This window comes from Acinetobacter sp. 1424608 (assembly GCF_000588255.1).
Classification (GTDB): domain Bacteria; phylum Pseudomonadota; class Gammaproteobacteria; order Pseudomonadales; family Moraxellaceae; genus Acinetobacter; species Acinetobacter nosocomialis.
The window spans coordinates 144,098-164,546 of the sequence record NZ_JFXL01000005.1 but is presented as its reverse complement, the minus strand read 5'-3'; the positions used below and the strand labels follow the sequence as shown (position 1 = coordinate 164,546).

General features: G+C 37.6%; 12 protein-coding genes and 1 pseudogene. 10 read left to right on the top strand and 3 right to left on the bottom strand.

Annotation, left to right across the window (positions count from 1 at the left end; all coding sequences use genetic code 11):
- Positions 1-193 precede the first annotated feature (193 nt).
- The 4 genes from J678_RS11490 to J678_RS11480 are packed head-to-tail and all read left to right on the top strand — an operon-like array spanning position 194 to position 7,808.
- A complete protein-coding gene (locus J678_RS11490; protein ID WP_228132396.1) occupies positions 194-2,734 on the top strand; it encodes an N-6 DNA methylase in 2,541 nt (846 codons plus the stop codon).
- Positions 2,731-3,999: a restriction endonuclease subunit S gene (locus J678_RS0104140; protein ID WP_017393315.1), complete on the top strand. Its 1,269-nt coding sequence runs from the start codon at positions 2,731-2,733 to the stop codon at positions 3,997-3,999. The genes J678_RS11490 and J678_RS0104140 overlap by 4 nt, the downstream gene beginning before the upstream one ends.
- Positions 4,000-4,035: 36 nt before the next feature.
- Complete coding sequence (locus tag J678_RS11485; protein WP_017393314.1) at positions 4,036-7,116, top strand: type I restriction endonuclease subunit R; 3,081 nt, start codon at positions 4,036-4,038, stop codon at positions 7,114-7,116.
- Complete coding sequence (locus J678_RS11480) at positions 7,113-7,808, top strand: M48 family metallopeptidase (protein WP_004743507.1); 696 nt, start codon at positions 7,113-7,115, stop codon at positions 7,806-7,808. The genes J678_RS11485 and J678_RS11480 overlap by 4 nt, the downstream gene beginning before the upstream one ends.
- A 26-nt stretch (positions 7,809-7,834) precedes the next feature.
- Here J678_RS11480 and J678_RS11475 read toward each other — a convergent pair whose 3' ends face one another.
- The 3 genes and pseudogenes from J678_RS11475 to J678_RS11470 all read right to left on the bottom strand — a co-directional run bounded on the left by J678_RS11475 (position 7,835) and on the right by J678_RS11470 (position 10,352).
- Positions 7,835-8,842 carry an HNH endonuclease domain-containing protein gene (locus tag J678_RS11475; protein WP_017393313.1) on the bottom strand — a complete coding sequence of 336 codons (1,008 nt, stop codon included), beginning with the start codon at positions 8,840-8,842 and terminating at the stop codon, positions 7,835-7,837.
- A pseudogene (locus J678_RS0104135) lies at positions 8,835-9,354 on the bottom strand (class I SAM-dependent methyltransferase). Before J678_RS0104135 ends, J678_RS11475 begins: the two are co-directional and overlap by 8 nt.
- 275 nt (positions 9,355-9,629) lie before the next feature.
- Positions 9,630-10,352 carry a toll/interleukin-1 receptor domain-containing protein gene (locus J678_RS11470; protein ID WP_017393312.1) on the bottom strand — a complete coding sequence of 241 codons (723 nt, stop codon included), beginning with the start codon at positions 10,350-10,352 and terminating at the stop codon, positions 9,630-9,632.
- Between the two features lie 1,851 nt (positions 10,353-12,203).
- Here J678_RS11470 and J678_RS11465 point away from each other — a divergent pair.
- The 6 genes from J678_RS11465 (at position 12,204) to J678_RS0104130 (ending at position 20,408) form a co-directional block, all read left to right on the top strand.
- On the top strand, positions 12,204-13,208 hold the full coding sequence (locus J678_RS11465) for a hypothetical protein (RefSeq protein ID WP_017393310.1): 1,005 nt from the start codon (positions 12,204-12,206) through the stop codon (positions 13,206-13,208).
- Between the two features lie 252 nt (positions 13,209-13,460).
- Complete coding sequence (locus J678_RS11460; protein ID WP_032027315.1) at positions 13,461-15,029, top strand: type I restriction-modification system subunit M; 1,569 nt, start codon at positions 13,461-13,463, stop codon at positions 15,027-15,029.
- Positions 15,029-16,207, top strand: coding sequence for a restriction endonuclease subunit S (locus J678_RS11455; RefSeq protein ID WP_017393308.1), 1,179 nt, complete (start codon positions 15,029-15,031; stop codon positions 16,205-16,207). The genes J678_RS11460 and J678_RS11455 overlap by 1 nt, the downstream gene beginning before the upstream one ends.
- An 8-nt stretch (positions 16,208-16,215) precedes the next feature.
- Positions 16,216-16,878 carry a hypothetical protein gene (locus tag J678_RS11450; RefSeq protein WP_017393307.1) on the top strand — a complete coding sequence of 221 codons (663 nt, stop codon included), beginning with the start codon at positions 16,216-16,218 and terminating at the stop codon, positions 16,876-16,878.
- 57 nt (positions 16,879-16,935) lie between these two features.
- Positions 16,936-19,815 carry a type I restriction endonuclease subunit R gene (locus J678_RS11445; RefSeq protein ID WP_032027313.1) on the top strand — a complete coding sequence of 960 codons (2,880 nt, stop codon included), beginning with the start codon at positions 16,936-16,938 and terminating at the stop codon, positions 19,813-19,815.
- 80 nt (positions 19,816-19,895) lie between these two features.
- Positions 19,896-20,408, top strand: coding sequence for a hypothetical protein (locus J678_RS0104130; RefSeq protein WP_017393305.1), 513 nt, complete (start codon positions 19,896-19,898; stop codon positions 20,406-20,408).
- Positions 20,409-20,449: the final 41 nt, after the last annotated feature.

Below are 20,449 nucleotides of genomic sequence, written 5' to 3'. Positions count from 1 at the left end.
TTGCAGTTACTATGGCTATTAAAAATCAGAACTCTATTCTTCACTTTGGGAAAGCTGTGACAACCTTCGTGGAGGCATGGATTAAAGCCAATATAAAGACTACATTTTAGTTTTACTTTTTATTAAATATGTTAGTGATAAAAAAGAACAATTAGATTTTATCGAGATTCCAGAATCAGCAACTTTCAGTGCCATGATTGAGCTTAAAGGTAATGCTGAAATTGGTGACCTCATTAACAAGCAAATCGTGGCCCCACTTGCCGAAGCTTGTGCACTAAATGTTAAGGCAATGCCTGACTTTAATGACTCGACCAAACTTGGGGATGGTCAAGAAAAAGTAGACCGCTTAACTGACCTTATTGCAATTTTCCAACGTCCAGAATTGGATTTCTCCAATCATCTTGCCAATAGTGATGATTTACTTGGTGATGCGTTTGAGTATCTCATGGGGCACTTCGCCTCTGAAAGTGGTAAGAGTAAAGGTCAATTCTATACACCAACAGAAGTTAGCCGTATTGTTGCCTCAATTGTTGGCATTGATGAGTTTGAAGCACGTGGCGATACTACTGTTTACGATCCAACCTGTGGTTCAGGTTCCCTCCTTCTTCGTGTCGCTGCTAAATCTAACCGTGATGATATTTCGTTATACGGTCAAGAAAAAGATGCTTCGACAAGCATATTGGCACAAATGAACATGTTCTTACATGGTTCACCCACAGCAGAAATCCGCCAAGGGAATACACTTGCAACGCCTAAATTTCTTGTCGATGGGGAACTCCAACGTTTTGACTTCATTGTGGCTAACCCGCCATTTTCAGATAAAAAATGGTCGATGGGCTTAGATATTTCTACGGCAGATGCCGATATCTATGGTCGCTTTGAAGATTTTGGTATTCCTCCATCAAAACAAGGGGACTACGCTTACCTGCTCCACATCATTAAATCACTAAAATCGACAGGAAAAGCTGCCTGTATTCTCCCTCACGGTGTTTTATTCCGCGGTAATGCGGAAGCCGATATTCGCCAAAAACTAGTAGATTATGGTTTTATTAAAGCCATTATTGGTTTACCTGCCAACTTGTTCTACGGTACGGGTATCCCTGCTTGTATTATCGTGATTGATCGTGAACATGCCGCAGCCCGTAAAGGCATTTTAATGGTTGACGCGAGCCAAGGCTTTATTAAAGATGGTGCAAAAAACCGTTTACGTGAGCGTGATTTGCATAAAATCATTGATGCCTTTAAACATCCTGAACAGCATGACGAGCGTTATGCGCGTATGGTCGGTTTAGATGAAATCATTAAAAATGGCTATAACCTGAATTTGCCACGTTATATCGACAATAGCGAAGCTGAAGATATCCAAGATATTGAAGCGCATTTACAAGGCGGTATTCCAAATGCAGATATTGAAGATTTAGCAGACTATTGGAAGGTTTGTCCTCAGCTTAAAAACAAGCTGTTTAGCCCACTACGTGAGGGTTATGCTGCGCTTAACTGTGCAACTCATGAAGTCAAAAGCTTTATTAACCAGGATGCTGAATTCGTTGCATTTAAAGAAAAAATGCAAGCGCATTTCCAAGTCTGGGCAGATCAAGCGGAAGTCAAACTTAAATCACTCAAAGCCAATGAATTTGAACCTAAAGAATTAATTACCGAACTGTCAGAATCTTTACTTGCTCACTATAAGGGTCAAGATCTTGTCGATCATTACAGTATCTATCAAATCTTAATGGATTACTGGGAAGGCATTATGCAGGATGATGCTTATATCATTGCTGCCGATGATTGGAAGGTGAATGCTGAGCGTATTATTGAAACGGTAAAAGGTCAGAAAAAAGATAAAGGTTGGAAAGCCGATTTAGTGCCCAAAGAAGTGGTGATTAATCGTTACTTTGCTGATCGTCGTGATGAATTGGCACGTGAGCAAGCCAAGTTAGATGAACTCACACAAGAACTGACTGAACATGAAGAAAATCATTCAGGTGATGATGATATTCTTGAGCAAGGCATTAAAGAAAAAGACGTGAAAGAACTTTGGCAATCTGAAGTTTTAGATGCCGCTCCAAAGGCATATGCGGCTGATTTTTCAATTTATAGTGCTGCTCAGCAACAACTGGATAATGCGCAAGGTATTTTGGACTGTTTAGAAAAAGAAAATACGATTATTGCCCTAATGCTAAAAGCCAAAAATACCACAGCCAAAAAGATGGCTGCTTTTGCTGAAAAACAGTCGAGTGAAGAAAAGTCAATTATTGAGCGTTATGCCCTTGCCTTTACGCAGTTGAAAAATGCACAAAAGCTCATGAAAAATAAATATGAGATTTTTGAAGCTGGGATTTCTGAGTTAATCAAAAATAATCAAGGTCAAAATTCACTAGATAACTTTGATAATTTGGCAGTGCTTTATCGTTGGATGGATTTAACCAACAATATTAAAGCTCAAAAGACTTTGGTCAAAGATTTAGAAACCAAACTGGATACTGATACTTTTAATTACTATTTCAATTTAACCGAGTCAGAAATTAAGGAATTGGTGACTGATGATAAATGGCTAGCCGATTTAGCCAAGCAAATTAATGCTGATGTTGAGCGTGTGGCACAGCGTTTAACTGTACGTGTACGTGAGTTGGCGGAGCGTTATGAGTTTACTTTAGGGCAACTGACGCAAAGTGTTGAAGCGTTAGAAAAGCAAGTTAAAGCTCATTTAGTTGCAATGGGGTTTGAAGTATGAAATCTCAAACTTATCCAAAAAATTGGGATATTGAACCCTTAAAAAACTCTATCAACTTAATCAATGGTAGAGCGTATGCTCTGCATGAATGGGAATCTAGTGGAATTCCCGTTATACGATTGCAAAACCTAACAGGCTCTAGTGAGAACTATTACTATTCCAACTTAAATTTACCTGAAAAAAATTATTGTTATAGTGGTGATTTACTATATATGTGGTCTGCTACTTTTGGACCTTATATTTGGAGTGGAGAAAAAGCTATCTTCCACTACCATATTTGGAAACTTGGTATTTCATCTCGTAATGATAAAGATTACATTTATCATCTACTTAACAATATTTCGGAAAACTTGAAGAAAACTGCTAGTAATGGCGGAACTATGCTTCATATTACTAAGGGATTCATGGATGAACTCTTGCTGCCCTTACCACCATTTGACGAACAACAAAAAATCGCTCAAGCCTTAACTGATGCAGACAACTATATTTCTGCATTAGAAAAGCTCATCGAAAAGAAAAAAATGATCAAAGAAGGCCTTATGGCAAATCTTTTAACAGGTAAACAGCGTTTAAAAGAATTTGCTTTTAATGAAGATGGTACGGCAAAAGGCTATAAAGACTCTGAGTTAGGAAAAATTCCTGAGGATTGGGATTTAAAATATTTTACAGATGTTTTTAGTTTCCTCTCTACGGCATCATTTTCTCGAGATCAACTAACTACAGAAGAGAATACTTCCGCATGTATTCATTATGGTGATATTCACACTAAATTAGACTATTTTATTGATACTAATAGTTTTATCTCAGGATACGTTTCAGCTAGCCAAGTAATGAATTATGTTGCAATTCAACAAGGTGATTTAATTATTGCAGACGCTTCCGAAGACTTAGAAGGAATAGGAAAAAGTGTAGAAGTATTAAATCAACCAAATATTAAAGTTGTTAGCGGACTACATACTTTCTTAGCTAGAGATAGTAAAGAAAATTTTGCACTAGGTTTCCGTAGCTTTATTAGTTCTAATCCCTTAATTCTTAAACAATATAAACGTTTAGCATCAGGTCTTAAAGTCTATAGCTTATCAAAGAGTACTTTTAAAAATATTCTTCTACCTATCCCACCTAAAGGTGAGCAGGAGTCTATCTCTAAAATTTTATTTAATCATATTCAGGAGATTACAATTTTAAATAAAAAATTAGAGAAAGCGAAAGCCATCAAAATTGGCATGATGCAAAAACTACTCACTGGCGAAATTCGTTTGGCCTAGAGCATTTATAAAAATTTAGGGGGAGTAATACACAACATGACTTTAGAAACAATCAATATGGACTATACCGTAAACAATGAAGCACATACTCAACAACAAGTCATTGCTGTATTACAACCCCTTGGCTTTACCTATTTAGGTAACTGGCAATACCGTGAAAACAATAGCAATATTGAACCTGAGTATTTAACTGAATTCTTAAAATCACAAGGTCATTCAGATCATGAAATCAGCAAGGTTTATGACGAGTTAAATAAAGTCCTATCGAATAAATATGATGGCTTATATGAGGTCAATAAAGCCTTCTATGGCAATTTGCGTATGGGCATCGGCGTTAAAATGAGTGCGGAAGAAAATGAGAAAACCATTTTTCTCATCGACTGGAAAAACCGAGCCAATAACCGCTTTTATGTGGCTGAAGAAGTCACGCTTAAAGGCGTTGAAGCAGAACGTCGTCCTGACCTCGTATTATACATTAATGGTATTGCCATTGGTGTGATAGAGTTAAAACGTGGCAGTGTGTCACTCGGTGAAGGTATTGCTCAACTGGTCTCCAATCAACAAGCTGAGTTTAACCCTTGGTTCTTTAATACCACACAACTTTTAATTGCAGGGAACACTTCACAAGGCTTGCAATACGGGACGACCCTCACCCCATCTAAATTTTATTTAAATTGGAAAGAAGACACAGACGTCGAAGAAGATAATATTCTGTTTAAATATTTACGTCGCTTATGTAACAAAGACCGCCTATTAGAAATCATCTACGACTGCATTATTTTCGATGCTGGCGTCAAAAAACTGCCTCGCTCACATCAGTTTTTTGGTCTTAAAGCGGCACAACAATACGTCAATAAAAAACAAGGTGGGATTATTTGGCATACTCAAGGTGCAGGTAAAAGTATCTTGATGGTGATGCTTGCTAAATGGATTTTACAAAATAAGCCCCATGCCCGTGTTGTCGTCATTACTGACCGCGACGAACTCGATAAACAAATTGAAAAAGTATTTACGCAATCAGGTCGCAAAGTCACGCGTGCAAGCAGTGGCGCAAACTTAATGAGTGCGTTACAAAATCCTGAGGAACGTTTACTCTGTACCCTCATCCATAAGTTCGGACAACGTGATGTTGAAGATATCGATGCCTTCATTGCTGATCTTGCCAAACAAAAATCTAAAGTATTTGGTGAGGTGATCGTCTTTATTGATGAATGTCACCGTACCCAAAGTGGTGATTTACACCGCTATATGAAAGCTATCATTCCACAAGCCGTGATGATTGGTTTTACAGGAACACCGCTTCTGAAAAAAGATGCGAAAAACAGTTTAGAAGTATTTGGTGGTTATATTCACACTTACTTATTTAAAGAAGCGGTAGAAGATGGTGTTATTCTAGACTTGGCATACGAAGCACGTGATGTCGATCAATACATCTCAGATCAAGATGCCATTGATGATTGGTTTAAAGAAACCGTGCGCAACCGTAATTTAAACGAATGGCAACAAGTCGAGCTGAAAAAAGAATGGGGTACACGCCAGAAACTGAATAGTTCTGAGCAACGCATGCGTAAAATCATGCTCGATATCAATAATGACTTTATGAGAAGAATTCCGAGACTTAAAGAACGTGGTACCGCTATCTTAGTCGCATCAAGCATTTATGAAGCATGTAAGTACTACAATTTAATTCAAGATAGTAACTCCCCGATTCTACGAAAGCGTTGTGCGCTAATTACCTCTTATGAACCTAGTCCTGCTAAAGTCAGTAAATCTATTGTTGATAGCCATACCGAAACGGAAGACCAATACATTTATGCAACTTATGAAAAAATTTTGCAAAATGTAAAATCTGAACCACAAAAAACCAAAGCAGAAACCTATACCGATAACGCAAAGAAAAAATTTGTCGATCATCCAACAGAAATGAAATTGCTGATTGTTGTCGATAAGCTTTTGACAGGTTTTGATGCACCCTCTTGTTCAGTCTTGTACTTAGATAAATCGATGCAAGATCATGGACTTTTCCAAGCCATTTGTCGTACTAACCGCTTAGATACTGCCGACAAAGAATACGGTTTAATTATTGACTATAAAAACCTATTTCAGAAAATGGCAAAAGCCATTGCCGTTTATAACTCTGAATTAGACACTTCAGCATCTGAAGAAGCACAAATTGAGATTAAAAATCGTAAAATTATGGCGAAAGAGCATTTAGACAATGCGATGGAGCAACTCAATTTACTGATGCAAATGGTGCAACCCAATAACTGTGAAGAAGATCGCTTAAAGTTCTTCTGTGGCAATTCAGAAAACCCTGATGATCTTAAAGCCACATATCAAAGACGTATTACCTTGTATAAGTCTGTTGCAACCTTCTTCCGTGCCTTTGCCAATGCCAAAGATGAATTGGCAGAAATTGGTTATACTGCTGAAGAAATTAAAGAGATTAAAGCCAGAGAAGCCTTTTATTTAGATTTAAGAGAAAAGGTTCGTTTACGTGCAGGTGAATATCTCGACCTCAAAACCTTTGAAGCAGATATGCGTTATCTGATTGATAATTATATCGATGCTAAGAATTCGATAAAAGGCAGCTCATTTGAAGATAAGACCCTGATTCAATTGATTGTGGAAACAGGTATTGCAGAAACAATCACCAAAAAGTTAAATAATATGAAGGATCGAAACTCAGTCGCAGAAACGATTGAAAATAACATCCGTAGTACCTTAATTAAAGACCATCTCGCTGACCCTGCTTTCCATGCCAAAATGTCAGGATTGTTAGAAGAAGTGATTAAAATCCGTAAGGACAGTGCAGACCGTTATGCGGAATACTTAAAGAAAATTGAACAACTCGCCAAGCAAGTACATTCAGGTACAGTAGTTAAAACCAGTGCTAGAATCGATACCACGGGTAAAAAGGCTCTCTTCAATTTATTTAATCATGAAGAACAAGCTCTCGAACTACATGAATTTGTGCTAAACAATAAACCTGCAGGTTGGCAAACACATCCACTTAAAACCTCAAAATTACGGAATATGATTAAGAAACAAATCCAAGATGAAAATTTATTAGATAAACTCATGGATATCTTCACAGGACACGACGAGTTTAGATGATTATCCGCATTGGTGATATTACGATTGACCTAACACTTAAAGATATTGAAAACATTCATTTAAGTGTTTATCCACCTGAAGGTGCTGTCAAAATGACGGCTCCTTCATATGTGTCTGAAGAATCGTTAAAACTCTATGCAATCTCTAAACTTTCTTGGATTAAAAAAGAACAAAAAAAGTTTAAGGAACAATCCCGAGAAAGCAAACGTCTATATGTCGAAAGAGAAAGTATTTATATTTGGGGGCAACGTTACCTGCTTAGCGTCGCAAGAGCCGAACGCCCATCTATCAAATATGACTCATTTAATATGGTCTTTCTCTGCCCAGAAGATTACACCTTAGAGCAACGTCAAAAATACGTAAATCGGTGGTATCGAAAGGAATTACGTAAATTTGCTGAACCTCTGATTTTACAGTGGGCTGAAAAGCTTCAGGTTCAACCGAACAAATTGCTTGTAAGTACCATGAAAACCAAATGGGGTAGCTGCAATCCCAAAGACAAAAATATTCGTTTAAATACAGAGCTTGCTAAAAAGCCCAAAGCGAGCGTTGAATATATTATTGTTCATGAACTTATACATTTGCTTGAAGCAAATCATGGTGACCGATTTATTAGTCTTTTAGATGAACATATGCCCGATTGGCAACACCGCAAGCAAATGCTTGGCGAGATGCCTTTACATTTTGGTTAAAGGATCATTTAGCTTTGATCGATCATCTAACCATGCCAAATGACATAATTACTTTCTCTACCCTGTGCATAAGCCCACTCCGCCACCTTATGCGAGCGCTCTTTATCTGTTAGGAAACCCAACACTGCTATTCGTTCTACAATGATCAAGTCTTGCTCTTCATTACGATCATACCACTTATACAAAAACTCATCTGATGCAAGCAAATTACTTTTCTTAGAATTACAATTTGAATCTGACAACACAAAATTATGTCCTGTATCCGACGGGTACATTGACCAAGGGATAAAATGGTCGACTTCATAATTGCCTTTTCGCATCGGCTTATTGCAGTAGAAACATTTGCAGTCTTGCAACTCAACCAAGACATTTGCCACAGCATTTAACTGGTTTCGGCTCGGCTCAAACATGAATTGTTCGAGATTAGGTAGCTGATTCAAAACTGGTGCATTACTGTTGTTTTTACGGATATAGTCAATCCAACGTTTTTGACAAAGCTCTTCAATAATCTCACTGAATTGTCTTAAGCAGAACATGACTTGAGGCAAAAGGATCAATTGCTTTCCACACCGATCGAGCTGATATAAGAACTCAAAATTTTGACCATTGATATTTTGCAAGTAACGAACAGGCATTTCTTTTACTGTTCTTGCTACATCCTTAACTAGCTTCAACCATACGAATGAATCTCGTCGTAAAAGTCCAAGAGATGAGTAGCTCTGCCGAAGTTCAATGATTAGATTCACAATAGCGGCTTGCTTGCCATTGTTCTGATTCAAAATCAGTATTCCTTCATCATTAAAGGTATATGGGACAGCCTGCTTCCAATACAGTTCAATAAACTTTTCTGCAATCTCGGCATATTCAAGTGATAGGCCCTCACCTGAGTCTTCACCCTTTTCAATAGCCAATCGGCTGAGACTAATCAGTAATGCAAACTTATACGTACTACTAAAACTACCCGACTGCAAAATCAGCTGAATATTTTTGAGAAATTTTAGCTGTTCTGGTGCTGTAGGAATAAAATCAGGCATATTTTTTCCAAAGTAGATTGAGCCATTTTTCTTGACGTTCAGGTCGCTGATCTGCCGTAATCCAATGCTGGATCTGTTGAACAACATCAAAATGCTCAAGTAATGCCTTTGCCTGAGTTCCATTTAAATCTGTGAACTTCCGACCATCCTTTTCTCGATCACTGTCGCCATATTTAAATGACATATACAGCACGCCATTTAGTTTCAAGGCATTTATCAAATTTCCTACGACCTCAGCTAAACCACTACGTTCACAATGCAATAAAGATGCACATGCCCAGACTCCATCATAAACTCCATACTCACAGACCTCACAAAAGCTCTGTAACTTAATTTAAGCGCCTGTAAGAGAGGTTGCTCTTTTTACCAGTTCTTCTGAATAGTCGATTGCATCAATGTGATAGCCTTTATGTTTTAAAAGCCAATGTGTCACGACCAGATCCACACTCCACATCAAGGATACGAGCAGATTCTGGTAATTCAGCTAAAAATGGTTGGTATAAGCTCTCCATATCAAGGTTCAACGTTGCATCAATAAAGTCATCTGCAAAATTATTATAGCAATCAATTGTTTATAATAATAATAAAAATAAATAATTCAATCACGTAGCTTAGTATTCAATAAAAAACTTATTAATAAAAAAACCCCGAAACTTACGTTCCAGGGCTTTTTACGAATTTTGGTGGGATGGCGTCAATTAAACCAAATACATAAGCAGTTGATATAATTTAAAATAAATTTTATTCAACCAAACACCATACAAAACACCATACAAAAGCATTTTATTTAAATCGCAACTAACTCAGCTATTTTTTCCGCAACTATCTCCAACGTATCTTCAGATGTATCAAGACCACTTCTTGAAGCTAACATTGGACTGACATCTCTAAGTGCCTCGTACGTTGTATTATGTACAATTGGAATCAAACGGTTACCAGCTAGAAGAGTTGAAAGCTCTTTATCTGCTACACCTTCTTTAGGTAAGCGCGACAACAAAGCTGGTGTTACCAAAACGAGTCCAACTTTAGAATTAGCCAAACCTTTATCAATTGCTCTCATCATTGGAACACCCAAACCAAGGTCTTTTTCACTAAACCAAACTTTTACACCAGCAGCCTCTAGAAAATCGTGTAGTTGTTTAGCAGATTCCTTACGATCATCCCATGCATGGCATAAAAACACATCACGAAGGTCAGGCTGCTCAGAAGCTTTTTTCTCGATTACCTCTCTGACAGGTGTTAGGGATGCTACTTCATTTGTCGTATATACAAGAGAGGAGCCTGTTTTAGCCCAGCGAGGTTTTGAAACACTTTTTGAACTCCCACTGCCCCCAGCTCTACTAGAATCACTATAGGTCCTACTAGACCCATTATAAGAACTACCAGAACTATATGATGATGAGTAAGAATAACTACGAGAACGAGAACCATATCTGTTACGACATGCTGGGCAAGCCGCAGCAGCTGCAGCAGAACTATGGCCTCGAACAGGAGCTGTACATCTAGACATTTATTTTCCTTTTTTATGATTTATTCACATTTAGGTTTTAATTAAGCGATTAGCCTATTTTACAACATACTACTAACAAACTAAAAATAATTTTATGAATAACTTAACAAGCTGATATAGCTTCTTCGATTAAAATATCATTACCACAAAGAACAGCGAATTTAAATTATTAGCTTCTTTCAAAGACAAGGCTCGTCCCTAAGGGATCGAGCCTAATGCATTTGTTAACACTCTTTGTTGAGCAGATGATTACGCCTGTACTGGCGGTTCAATTTTTTCATGCCGACTTAGGCCATATTCCATTTCATATTTCTACTGCTAGGCAATAGTTTTATGCTTGTCTAATCTGGAAGAACAAGCCACGATTTTTTCATGCTGGTGTAGCATTATCCTGATTTAAGTCTCAGGCAAACCCGTATAAATATATTTTCATCAGTGACCAAACTTCAGAATACTTACACTGTACCAATCTCGGCCTAGTCAGAGAGACCAATCCCCGACTGAGAAACACGACCAGTGTTCCATTAACCTTTCTTTTCTACATATTGTCCAACATGCTCACGCATGTGCCGACTCAAGTTTTCGCAATGAGCATCCCGACTGAAAAAAATCGAAATGTTTTAGGATTCGCTTTAAGCTAGCTATCTCATTTAATACAAATCTTACTATGAAGATTGGTATCACAATTTCCGCAAGTAAATACTTGCTTTATATGCGCTACTCACCATCGCTCCCACACTGAAAAAAATACAGCAGACTTTTAACCAATTTAAGCCTTTTTATTCAGTGCTTCCCAAGTTATTTCAAAGTGTCTTAATGTGCAGACCGTTTATCCTCTCGCCTGTATACATGCTTCCTGTTTCCCCCGACCGTAGTTCCTTAAAAAATATCGGGATATGATGTATACATAACTTTGTAAAGGGTAAAACTCTTACACTCCAATCAGCATCTATCGATTAATGCCGTTACACGTTTAAGCTATCCAACGACCCATTCAGCTTGCGCAAAATGGTGCCAGCTTTTCCAGCGTTAGCCTCAAAGCCCTAGTACCTTACGGCACTCTCAGCAGCCATCGTGATTGGAAATGAGCATACTTTTCCAAGTAAAAAACTTGTTCGATCAAGCATACACATTCAGCTATTAACGGAGACTATCGCACATCCTATGCTGCTCCTGACTGTATCACTTTGAACAGGGTTTCAATGTTCCACTATTTTCATAATTTCACACCTAACTTGGCTATTACTAACCAAATGACCATTTCACGATAAATCGCTTATAGGCTCCCGTTTCCTTGTCGCCCAACCACTTTTTATTTGCTTGGAACTCTTAAAAAGTGAATGAACGGATAGAAAAAGGATATTGCAATCCTCTAGCCCCCGTTGCAACGTACCGAGCGAGGTTTCCCCAGCAGTCCGCTACATCGGCAGTATGAAGATGGTTAGTCTTATACTCAGGGCAATATGTATCAAAGTTTTTGAATGGTGGTCAGCCATTCAAACAACTTCAAAAAAGAAAGTTGGAATGGATGGTCAATCCACAATTCGATTGATATGCAGTCATATTATCAGAGTCAATTTATTATATCAATAATATTGATATAATATTTAAACAAGTATAAGATTTGCTGATTAAGTTTCGTAATGCTCATTAGGAACTACTTTATTGTCACCTTACAACGTGAGGTGACAGTGCTAGCGCAATTTGATCAATGCTGATTGCTGACGCGCTCAGCAAAATGGGAAATGTAGAGAAAATTATTGTTGATGAACAATTCAAAAATGGATGAAGAAATTTGGATTGAAGCGGATTGTTGATTGACATGAAAAGTGCATAGTTGGATGACATAAAATGATTGATTACAGCCCCCACACAAAATACACCGCACAAAAAATTCAAGATAAGGTCACAAGAGGATCATATTTTTATTGCAAATTTATAGTACAAACTGAGTTAGGTAAAATTGATATTGAAAAGATTATTCATAAATTAACTGAACGCTATTCCTTAAATTTAACCAGTCGGCAAAGAACATATCGACTAAAACAAGGATTACCTGTCGCTGATCTCATAGTTCAAGACATTCTTTATAAAGATGAGTGGTTATTTATCTTGTTGATCAAAACCCCTAATAGCCATCGTCACAGCAAAGAAACCATAGGCAAAGTGACTTCAACAACTAGTTCAGCATATACATCAAAAGATAAAATTGCTGAACTTGAACCTGTTATCTGGGACAAAATTACAGTCGGGCAAGAATTAACTTTTATCCGTCATTACTATAAAGACAATGAACAGTTTAATTTCATATTGAATAAACCCTATTTAAGCTTGGATTTTGGAAAATATGAGGCTGAATTAGTACGGTTAAGCCATAAAAAATATGCTGAACATCAAACTAAGTTTTACCGTAAAAATAATAAAAATTTCTCATGGACGTGGCGATTTAAGAAAACTGAAGTAGAGAAACAAAAAAAAGAATTAACCCAAATTCTCAATCGAGTGATTTCACAGAAAGATCAGACCAAAGCGCTCAATGATCTTCTTGCATGGCAGAATTATTTTAAAGTTTATGCAGTATTCAGAGGCAATCGACAGCAGGCGGGACGTTTATATACCTTCGGGAAACTATTCTTTTTCAGTCGGAAAAGACAACGATGGGATCAAGCACAAATGCCTGTGATGGACTTAACAATCATCGCGCGTTATGAAACCTATGCGGATTCTTATACTGAGTATTGTATGCGTAGATATTTTTATGAATCCTTTGAAGCAGAGCTTCCACGTGAAATTTCAAAAACTGAAGATTGGACATTAATTAATGCGTATATTGATGCTGAATATGACCAACTTTAACAAACCGCCTTGTTATTTATTTTGCTTATAAATATTTTTCTAAACATCTGTAATTTTGATATGTGCCTTAATTTAAATTATGATACTTGAACCTGTTAATCTTTTAAAATCCAAATAAAACCTTATATATCAATATTATTGATATGCATTTAGTGCGACAAATCTTGTCTTTCTATTTCCAATTTTGCTGAAAAAATTTTAATTTTCGGTACACTAGTCATGTTTTATTCTTTTCACCGGACTTCTATAACAATGACCCACGTACAACTGCAACAATTACAAAAACAACTTTGGAATATTGCCAATACTTTGCGTGGCACCATGGGCGCCGATGAATTCCGTGATTACATTCTGGGTTTTATTTTCTTTAAATATTTATCAGAAAAATCGGTGAACTTTGCCAATGAATTGCTCGATGGTGAGGAGGTCAGCTTTTTAGAATTAGATGAAAATAATGCTGAGCATGTACCGTATATCGAAGAAATCAAAAAGAATGCCATTGCCGAAGTCGGTTATGCGCTCACACCAAAACAGCTATTCCATACCTTAGCCGAGCGTGGTCGTCAGGGCGAATTCATTTTGGATGATTTAACTGCGACCTTAAAATCGATTGAACAAAGCACGTTAGGCACCGACTCTGCCGATGACTTTGCCAACCTGTTTGAAGATTTAGATCTAAACTCGACCAAGCTCGGCAATAATGCCAGTGACCGTAATGCACTGGTGGCGAAAGTCCTGAGTCATTTAGATGACATTGATTTTGATATTAGTAATACCGAAGCCGATGTACTGGGCGATGCTTACGAGTACCTGATTGGTGAGTTTGCATCAGGTGCGGGCAAGAAAGCTGGTGAGTTCTATACACCGCAAACGGTATCGACTTTACTGGCGAAGATTGTCACCCAAGGCAAAGAGCGTTTACGTTCAGTGTATGACCCGACTTGTGGTTCAGGTTCGTTATTGCTACGGGTAAAACGTGAAGTAAAAGATGTCGATATGATTTACGGTCAGGAAATGAACCGCACCACTTACAACTTGGCACGCATGAACATGATTTTGCATGACGTGCATTTTGCCAAGTTCGACATCAAGCAGGAAAATACTTTAACCCGTCCGCAGCATTTAGATAAAAAGTTTGATGCGGTGGTGGCGAATCCGCCATTTTCTGCAAAATGGTCTGCCGATCCGTTATTTTTACAAGATGAACGCTTTGCCGCGTATGGCAAACTGGCGCCAAGTTCTAAAGCCGATATGGCTTTTGTGCAGCACATGCTGTATCAACTGGATGACAATGGCACCATGGCGGTGGTGTTACCGCATGGCGTATTGTTCCGTGGTTCGAGTGAGGGCGTGATTCGTCAGTATTTGATTGAACAGATGAACGTGGTGGATGCCATTATTGGTTTCCCCGCCAATATTTTCTATGGCACTTCAATTCCGACCTGTATTTTGGTGCTGAAGAAAAACCGTGAGCATAAAGACAATATTTTGTTTATTGATGCCAGCAATGAGTTTGAGAAGCAGAAGAATCAAAACAAGTTATTGCCTGAGCATTTGGATAATATTATTGGGGCATTTGAAAACCGTCAGAATATTGATAAATACGCGCATGTCGCGACTTTGCAGGAAGTGAAGGACAACGACTTTAACCTGAACATTCCACGTTATGTAGATACCTTTGAAGCAGAAGCCGAGATTGATTTAGATGCGATTGCAAAACAGCTTCAAGCTTTGGAACAAGACAGTCAAAAGACCGATGCCATCATTGCAGATTTTTGCAAAGAGCTAGGTATTGTTTCACCGTTTGCGGAGGTGAAGTAATGGCTGCACCGAAGTTAAGATTTAAAAATGCTGAAGGGGCTGAGTTCACTTCGTGGGTTACTTCTTTTATTGGTGATGAATGCAAAATCACTACTGGAAACAAAGATACCCAGAATAAAATTGATGGTGGAAAATATCCTTTCTTTGTTCGCTCTCAAACTGTTGAGCGAATTAATACTTATAGTAAAGACTGTGAAGCTATTCTAACCTCTGGTGATGGTGTAGGTGTTGGAAAAAACTATCATTACATCAATGGAAAGTTTGATTTTCATCAAAGAGTCTATTGTTTATATGATTTCTCGAATCAACTGCTTGGTAAATATTTATATATTTATTTCTCAAATTATTTTTTTGATCGAGTAAAGCGGCTTTCAGCAAAAAATTCTGTTGACTCAGTTCGTATGGATATGATTTCAAAAATGGAAATCAAATTGCCGAGCTTAGTCGAACAAACCAAAATCGCTTCTTTTCTTTCCGCAGTCGATGAAAAGATTAGCCAACTCACGCAAAAACATGAGCTACTCAGCCAATATAAACAAGGCATGATGCAGAAGTTGTTTAGCCAGCAGATTCGTTTTAAGGCGGATGATGGGAGTGATTTTGGGGAGTGGGAGGAGAAAAAACTATCTGAAATTTCTATCAAAATTAAAGATGGAACACATTTTTCACCTAAAACTTTCGAGGTGGGTGAATATAAATATTTGACCTCAAAAAATGTAAAAGACGGTTATTTAGATTTTTCAAATTTAGAGTATGTGACCAAAGAAGAGCATTTGAAAATTTATTCATCTTGTGATGTTAAATATGGTGATGTTCTTTTAACTAAGGATGGAACGATTGGTCAATGTTGTGTAAATACATTACATGAAGAGTTCAGTTTACTTTCAAGTGTTGCTTTCTTGAGGTTAAAGCCAGAATATAATAATTATTTTTTATATCATTTACTTGTATCTGATCTAGGTCAAAAAGAAATTTCAAGTGCAATTGCTGGACAAGCACTTAAGCGTATCACTTTAACAAAAATTAATGATTTTAGTTTTTGTTTTCCATGTTTAGCAGAACAAACCAAAATCGCTAACTTCTTATCAAGCATCGACCAAAAAATTGAGGTTATGTCGCAGCAAATTGAACAAGCGAAACAGTGGAAAAAAGGTTTGTTGCAGCAGATGTTTGTGTAGGTTTTATTATGAAAAAATCTAGAGAACTTATATCATTACATTTATCTGAACATAAATGGTTACAAGATCTTGACCGATTGCTAAAGCAGATTGATCAACAATCTAATCAGTGTGGAGATACGTTGATTGAATGTACTAAATCATTTATTGAGGCAATAGCGAAAAATATAATTTATAAATTATCTGAAAATATTACTCATAAAGAGATAAATAAATACAAACTCAATCAGCTGTTTGGTAAGGCGAGAGATTTGCTCTTAGAACATTCTATTATTGAAAATATTATGCCGAAAACTGATCTGTTAAACTTTTTTTCGGCTCTCAATCAATGGATAAATTTTATAGGTGAGATGAGAAATAATGTTGGTGAAATATCTCATGGAAAAATCCTCCCTAAAAGTTACTCGATTAGTCTTGAACTAGCGCAGATCATTTCACAAACAACAGATCGACTATCTTATATATTACTTCTTCTACTAATTCAAATTGATCTCTCTTATACACAAAGTTACGTTTACGAGGATTATCCTGTATTTAATGATTTTCTTGATGATCAGTATGCATTACCTAATAGCTTGAGTTATAGCAGAGCCTTATTCGAACAAGATTATGATGCTTATTCAGAAGAATTAGATAATTATCTTGATGCGCAAGGTATCGAAGTTGCTTAAATTTTTATTATAGATAATCAAGATTGACGTGAATAATTTAAAAGATTAGAGGGTGAAATGACAGTACAAAGTGAATATCAACTTGAAAATGAACTGATTAGCCAGCTACAACAATTAGGTTATGCCTCAGTCACGCTCAAGGACGAAAGCCAACTACTGTCTAACCTGAAAACCCAGATTGAACGTGCCAATGGACTAGCGCCCCTGTCAGAAACGGAATGGAAACAGGTCATCAGTTTTTTAAACACGGGCACGGTATTTGAACGGGCCAAGAATCTGCGTGATCTGTTTCCAGTCAAATTTGATGATGGAACCAGTAAACACCTTTTTTTCCTGTCTGATGATCCTAGCAAAAATATTTATCAGGTCACCAATCAAATCACAATCGATCACCGCGACTATAATGGCCGTCCCAGCCGTTTTGATGTGACCTTACTGGTCAATGGTTTGCCTTTGGTACAGATCGAGCTGAAAAAACGCGGCATGGAAATTGCCGAAGCTTTTAATCAAACCCAACGCTATATTCGTGAAGCCTATTGGGCAGGGCAAGGGCTGTTTGGCTTTATCCAGTTGTTTGTGATTAGTAACGGTGCCAATACCCGTTATTACTCCAACGGCACCACAGGCATCGAGTTTGCCTTTCCATGGGCCGATGTCAGCAACAAACACATCAATGAAATTGTCGACTTTGCCGACGCTTTTTTCAATCAGCAGCATCTGACCCAAATGCTGACTCAGTACATGGTGCTGCTAGAAACCACCAAAAGCCTGATGGTGCTGCGTCCCTATCAGATTTATGCAGTACAGAAAATTGTGGAGCATGTGCAAAACTCCGATCAGAACGGCTATATCTGGCACACTACAGGTTCAGGCAAAACCTTGACCTCATTTAAAGCCAGTCAGATCATCATGCAAATGCCTGATGTGGAAAAAGTACTGTTTGTGGTCGATCGTAACGACCTCGATACGCAAACCTCACGCGAATTTAATGCTTTTAAAGCCGACAGCGTCGACAGCACCGATAACACATCGACCTTGGTAAAACAGCTCGATCAACGTCATGACAAACTGATTGTGACCACCATACAAAAGCTCAATCGGGCCATCAGCACCGAACGTTATTTAGAATCGATTGATTATCTTAAAAATAAAAAAGTGGTCTTTATTTTTGATGAATGTCATCGCAGTCAATTTGGTGAGACCCATCAGAACATCAAAAAATTCTTCAGCAATGCACAAATGTTTGGTTTTACCGGTACGCCTATTTTTGAAAAGAATAGCCAAAGCAAAGCAGGTTTAAAACTGACAACAGATTACCTGTTTAATGAATGTTTGCATAAATACGTGATTGTCGATGCTATCCGCGACCGTAACGTATTGCAGTTCCAAATTGATTATCGGGGCAAATACACCGCCAAAGGCATGGCGACCAATGAAAGTTATGAGGAAGATGTGGAAGGCATCGATACCAAAGAACTGTATGACAACCCGCAACGCCTTGAAATGATTGCCCGTTACATTGTCAATATTCACGATACCAAAACCCGTAATCGTGAATTTACCGCAATGTTCTGTGTCAGTTCGGTCGAAACACTGACCCAATATTACGACCTCTTTGAAAAGGTGCAGGCTGAAAAGCAAATTGAAGATGAAGCACAAGGTCGGATATTTAAGCCTTTGACCATTGCAACCATCTTTTCCTATGCGGCAAATGAGGCTGTACCGACTGATGATTTAACTGGCTTGATTCACGAAGAAGCCGCAGATATTCCAAGTCAGGTCAACTCATCCAGTCGGGATAAGCTGGATCGTTACATTGCCAATTACAACCGACAGTTTAAAACCAACTACAATTCTGGTGATCAATTTTATGCGTACTACCGCGACATTGCACAGCGCGTAAAAAACAGACAGATTGATATTCTAATCGTGGTCAATATGTTCCTCACGGGCTTTGACTCTAAGCCGCTAAATACCTTGTATGTCGATAAAAATCTAAAATATCATGGCTTGATTCAAGCATTCTCTCGTACCAACCGTGTCTATAACGATAAAAAACCATTTGGCAATATCATCTGTTTCCGTAACCTGAAACGTGCAACGGATGAAGCGCTGGCACTATTTTCCAATAAAGAAACGACCAAGATCGTCTTTGTTCCAAGCTATGCGGAAATCGAACAGGATTATCAAGCAGCGGTGAGCAAACTGTTTGCCTTAACGCCCAATTACCAATCAGTCGACGATCTTGTTACTGAAGAACAGCAACTGGAATTTATTAAAGCTTTCCGTGAAGTGATGCGCTACAACGCGCAATTACAAACTTTTATTGAGTACGATCAAGACCAAACACAACTGGATAAACAGCACTTTGCGAATTTCGCCTCTAAGTATGCTGACCTATGCCGTGCTGTTAGAAAGACCACCCAGAAAGAAAAAGTATCGGTGCTGGATGATGTCGATTTTCAACTGGATTTACTGCACAGTGACCGCATTAATGTTGGCTATATTATCAATCTACTACAGCTCGTAATCGATACAGACTCAGAGGACAAGCGTAAGAAGTACCAAGCGCAAATTTACGATTTAATCAGTAGCGATATTAGTTTGCATGATAAGCAAGACCTGATTCAAAAATTCATTGAAGAAAACATGCCTAAAATGATCAATGGACAGAGCGTTCAAACGGCTTTTGCTGCATTTTGGGATGCTGAAAAAGAACAGGCCTATCAGCATCTTTGTAAAGAAGAAAACCTGAAACCAGAAGCGTTGAAGCAGGTTCTGGAGCATTATGAGTTCACCAAACGCCTACCACGTAAAGAAGAGTTGAAGGACTTACCAAACTATAAGGTTAAGCTGTTTGAGCGGGAGAACGTGTTTAGCAATTTGCTGGTCAAGACACGCCAGTTGATTGAGAAGTTTTATACTGGTTTTAATTAAATAATACACTTCAAAATGTGACTTTATTTCCAGAGAGTAAGCAGTGAAATTAGACTATATAGCAGGAACCGTGATCACTCATGATTAAAAATATGGATTCTTTCAAGCTGTCCTATGTGTATTTCTTTCCAGTGGCCTTTTTCCCATTTTTGAATATCTATCAATTTAGAAATGATCCAGATATTAAATCTTGGTTATTTAGAAATTTACTTGTCAGTTTTATAGTTATTTTGATCCCACTTTTTCTTACTTTAAGCATGATGATTACCAAGGTTTTATACAGAGATCAGGATAAAAATACAGAATATCGTTCAATAGGTTTGGGTTTGCTATGTTGTACATTTCTGACAGGAAGTAACTATTACCAATTTCAAAAATTTACAGTAGGAACAGACCTATCCATTGACTATTACCGAATGGCTATAATGATGAGTTTTCTAATCGCTTGTTTTATATCAAGTCTATATTTCATATTGAAATATAAAAAATACTCACAAAAACAATCAGTTAATTTCAATGTAAAAACAATAAGATTTATGGCGAGTACTGCCATTCCATTCTTTATCTCAGTAACTACTTTTTTTGTTGTTTAAATCATCAAAATTTTCAATATTTTAATTTTTATAGTTAATTT

What these genes read in the sequence shown, in the direction of transcription:
- J678_RS11490 (WP_228132396.1), top strand. Translation starts at nt 194, where the DNA reads ATGATTGAGCTTAAAGGTAATGCTGAAATTGGTGACCTCATTAACAAG.
- J678_RS0104140 (WP_017393315.1), top strand. Translation starts at nt 2,731, where the DNA reads ATGAAATCTCAAACTTATCCAAAAAATTGGGATATTGAACCCTTAAAA.
- J678_RS11485 (WP_017393314.1), top strand. Translation starts at nt 4,036, where the DNA reads ATGACTTTAGAAACAATCAATATGGACTATACCGTAAACAATGAAGCA.
- J678_RS11480 (WP_004743507.1), top strand. Translation starts at nt 7,113, where the DNA reads ATGATTATCCGCATTGGTGATATTACGATTGACCTAACACTTAAAGAT.
- J678_RS11475 (WP_017393313.1), bottom strand. Translation starts at nt 8,842, where the DNA reads ATGCCTGATTTTATTCCTACAGCACCAGAACAGCTAAAATTTCTCAAA.
- J678_RS11470 (WP_017393312.1), bottom strand. Translation starts at nt 10,352, where the DNA reads ATGTCTAGATGTACAGCTCCTGTTCGAGGCCATAGTTCTGCTGCAGCT.
- J678_RS11465 (WP_017393310.1), top strand. Translation starts at nt 12,204, where the DNA reads ATGATTGATTACAGCCCCCACACAAAATACACCGCACAAAAAATTCAA.
- J678_RS11460 (WP_032027315.1), top strand. Translation starts at nt 13,461, where the DNA reads ATGACCCACGTACAACTGCAACAATTACAAAAACAACTTTGGAATATT.
- J678_RS11455 (WP_017393308.1), top strand. Translation starts at nt 15,029, where the DNA reads ATGGCTGCACCGAAGTTAAGATTTAAAAATGCTGAAGGGGCTGAGTTC.
- J678_RS11450 (WP_017393307.1), top strand. Translation starts at nt 16,216, where the DNA reads ATGAAAAAATCTAGAGAACTTATATCATTACATTTATCTGAACATAAA.
- J678_RS11445 (WP_032027313.1), top strand. Translation starts at nt 16,936, where the DNA reads ATGACAGTACAAAGTGAATATCAACTTGAAAATGAACTGATTAGCCAG.
- J678_RS0104130 (WP_017393305.1), top strand. Translation starts at nt 19,896, where the DNA reads ATGATTAAAAATATGGATTCTTTCAAGCTGTCCTATGTGTATTTCTTT.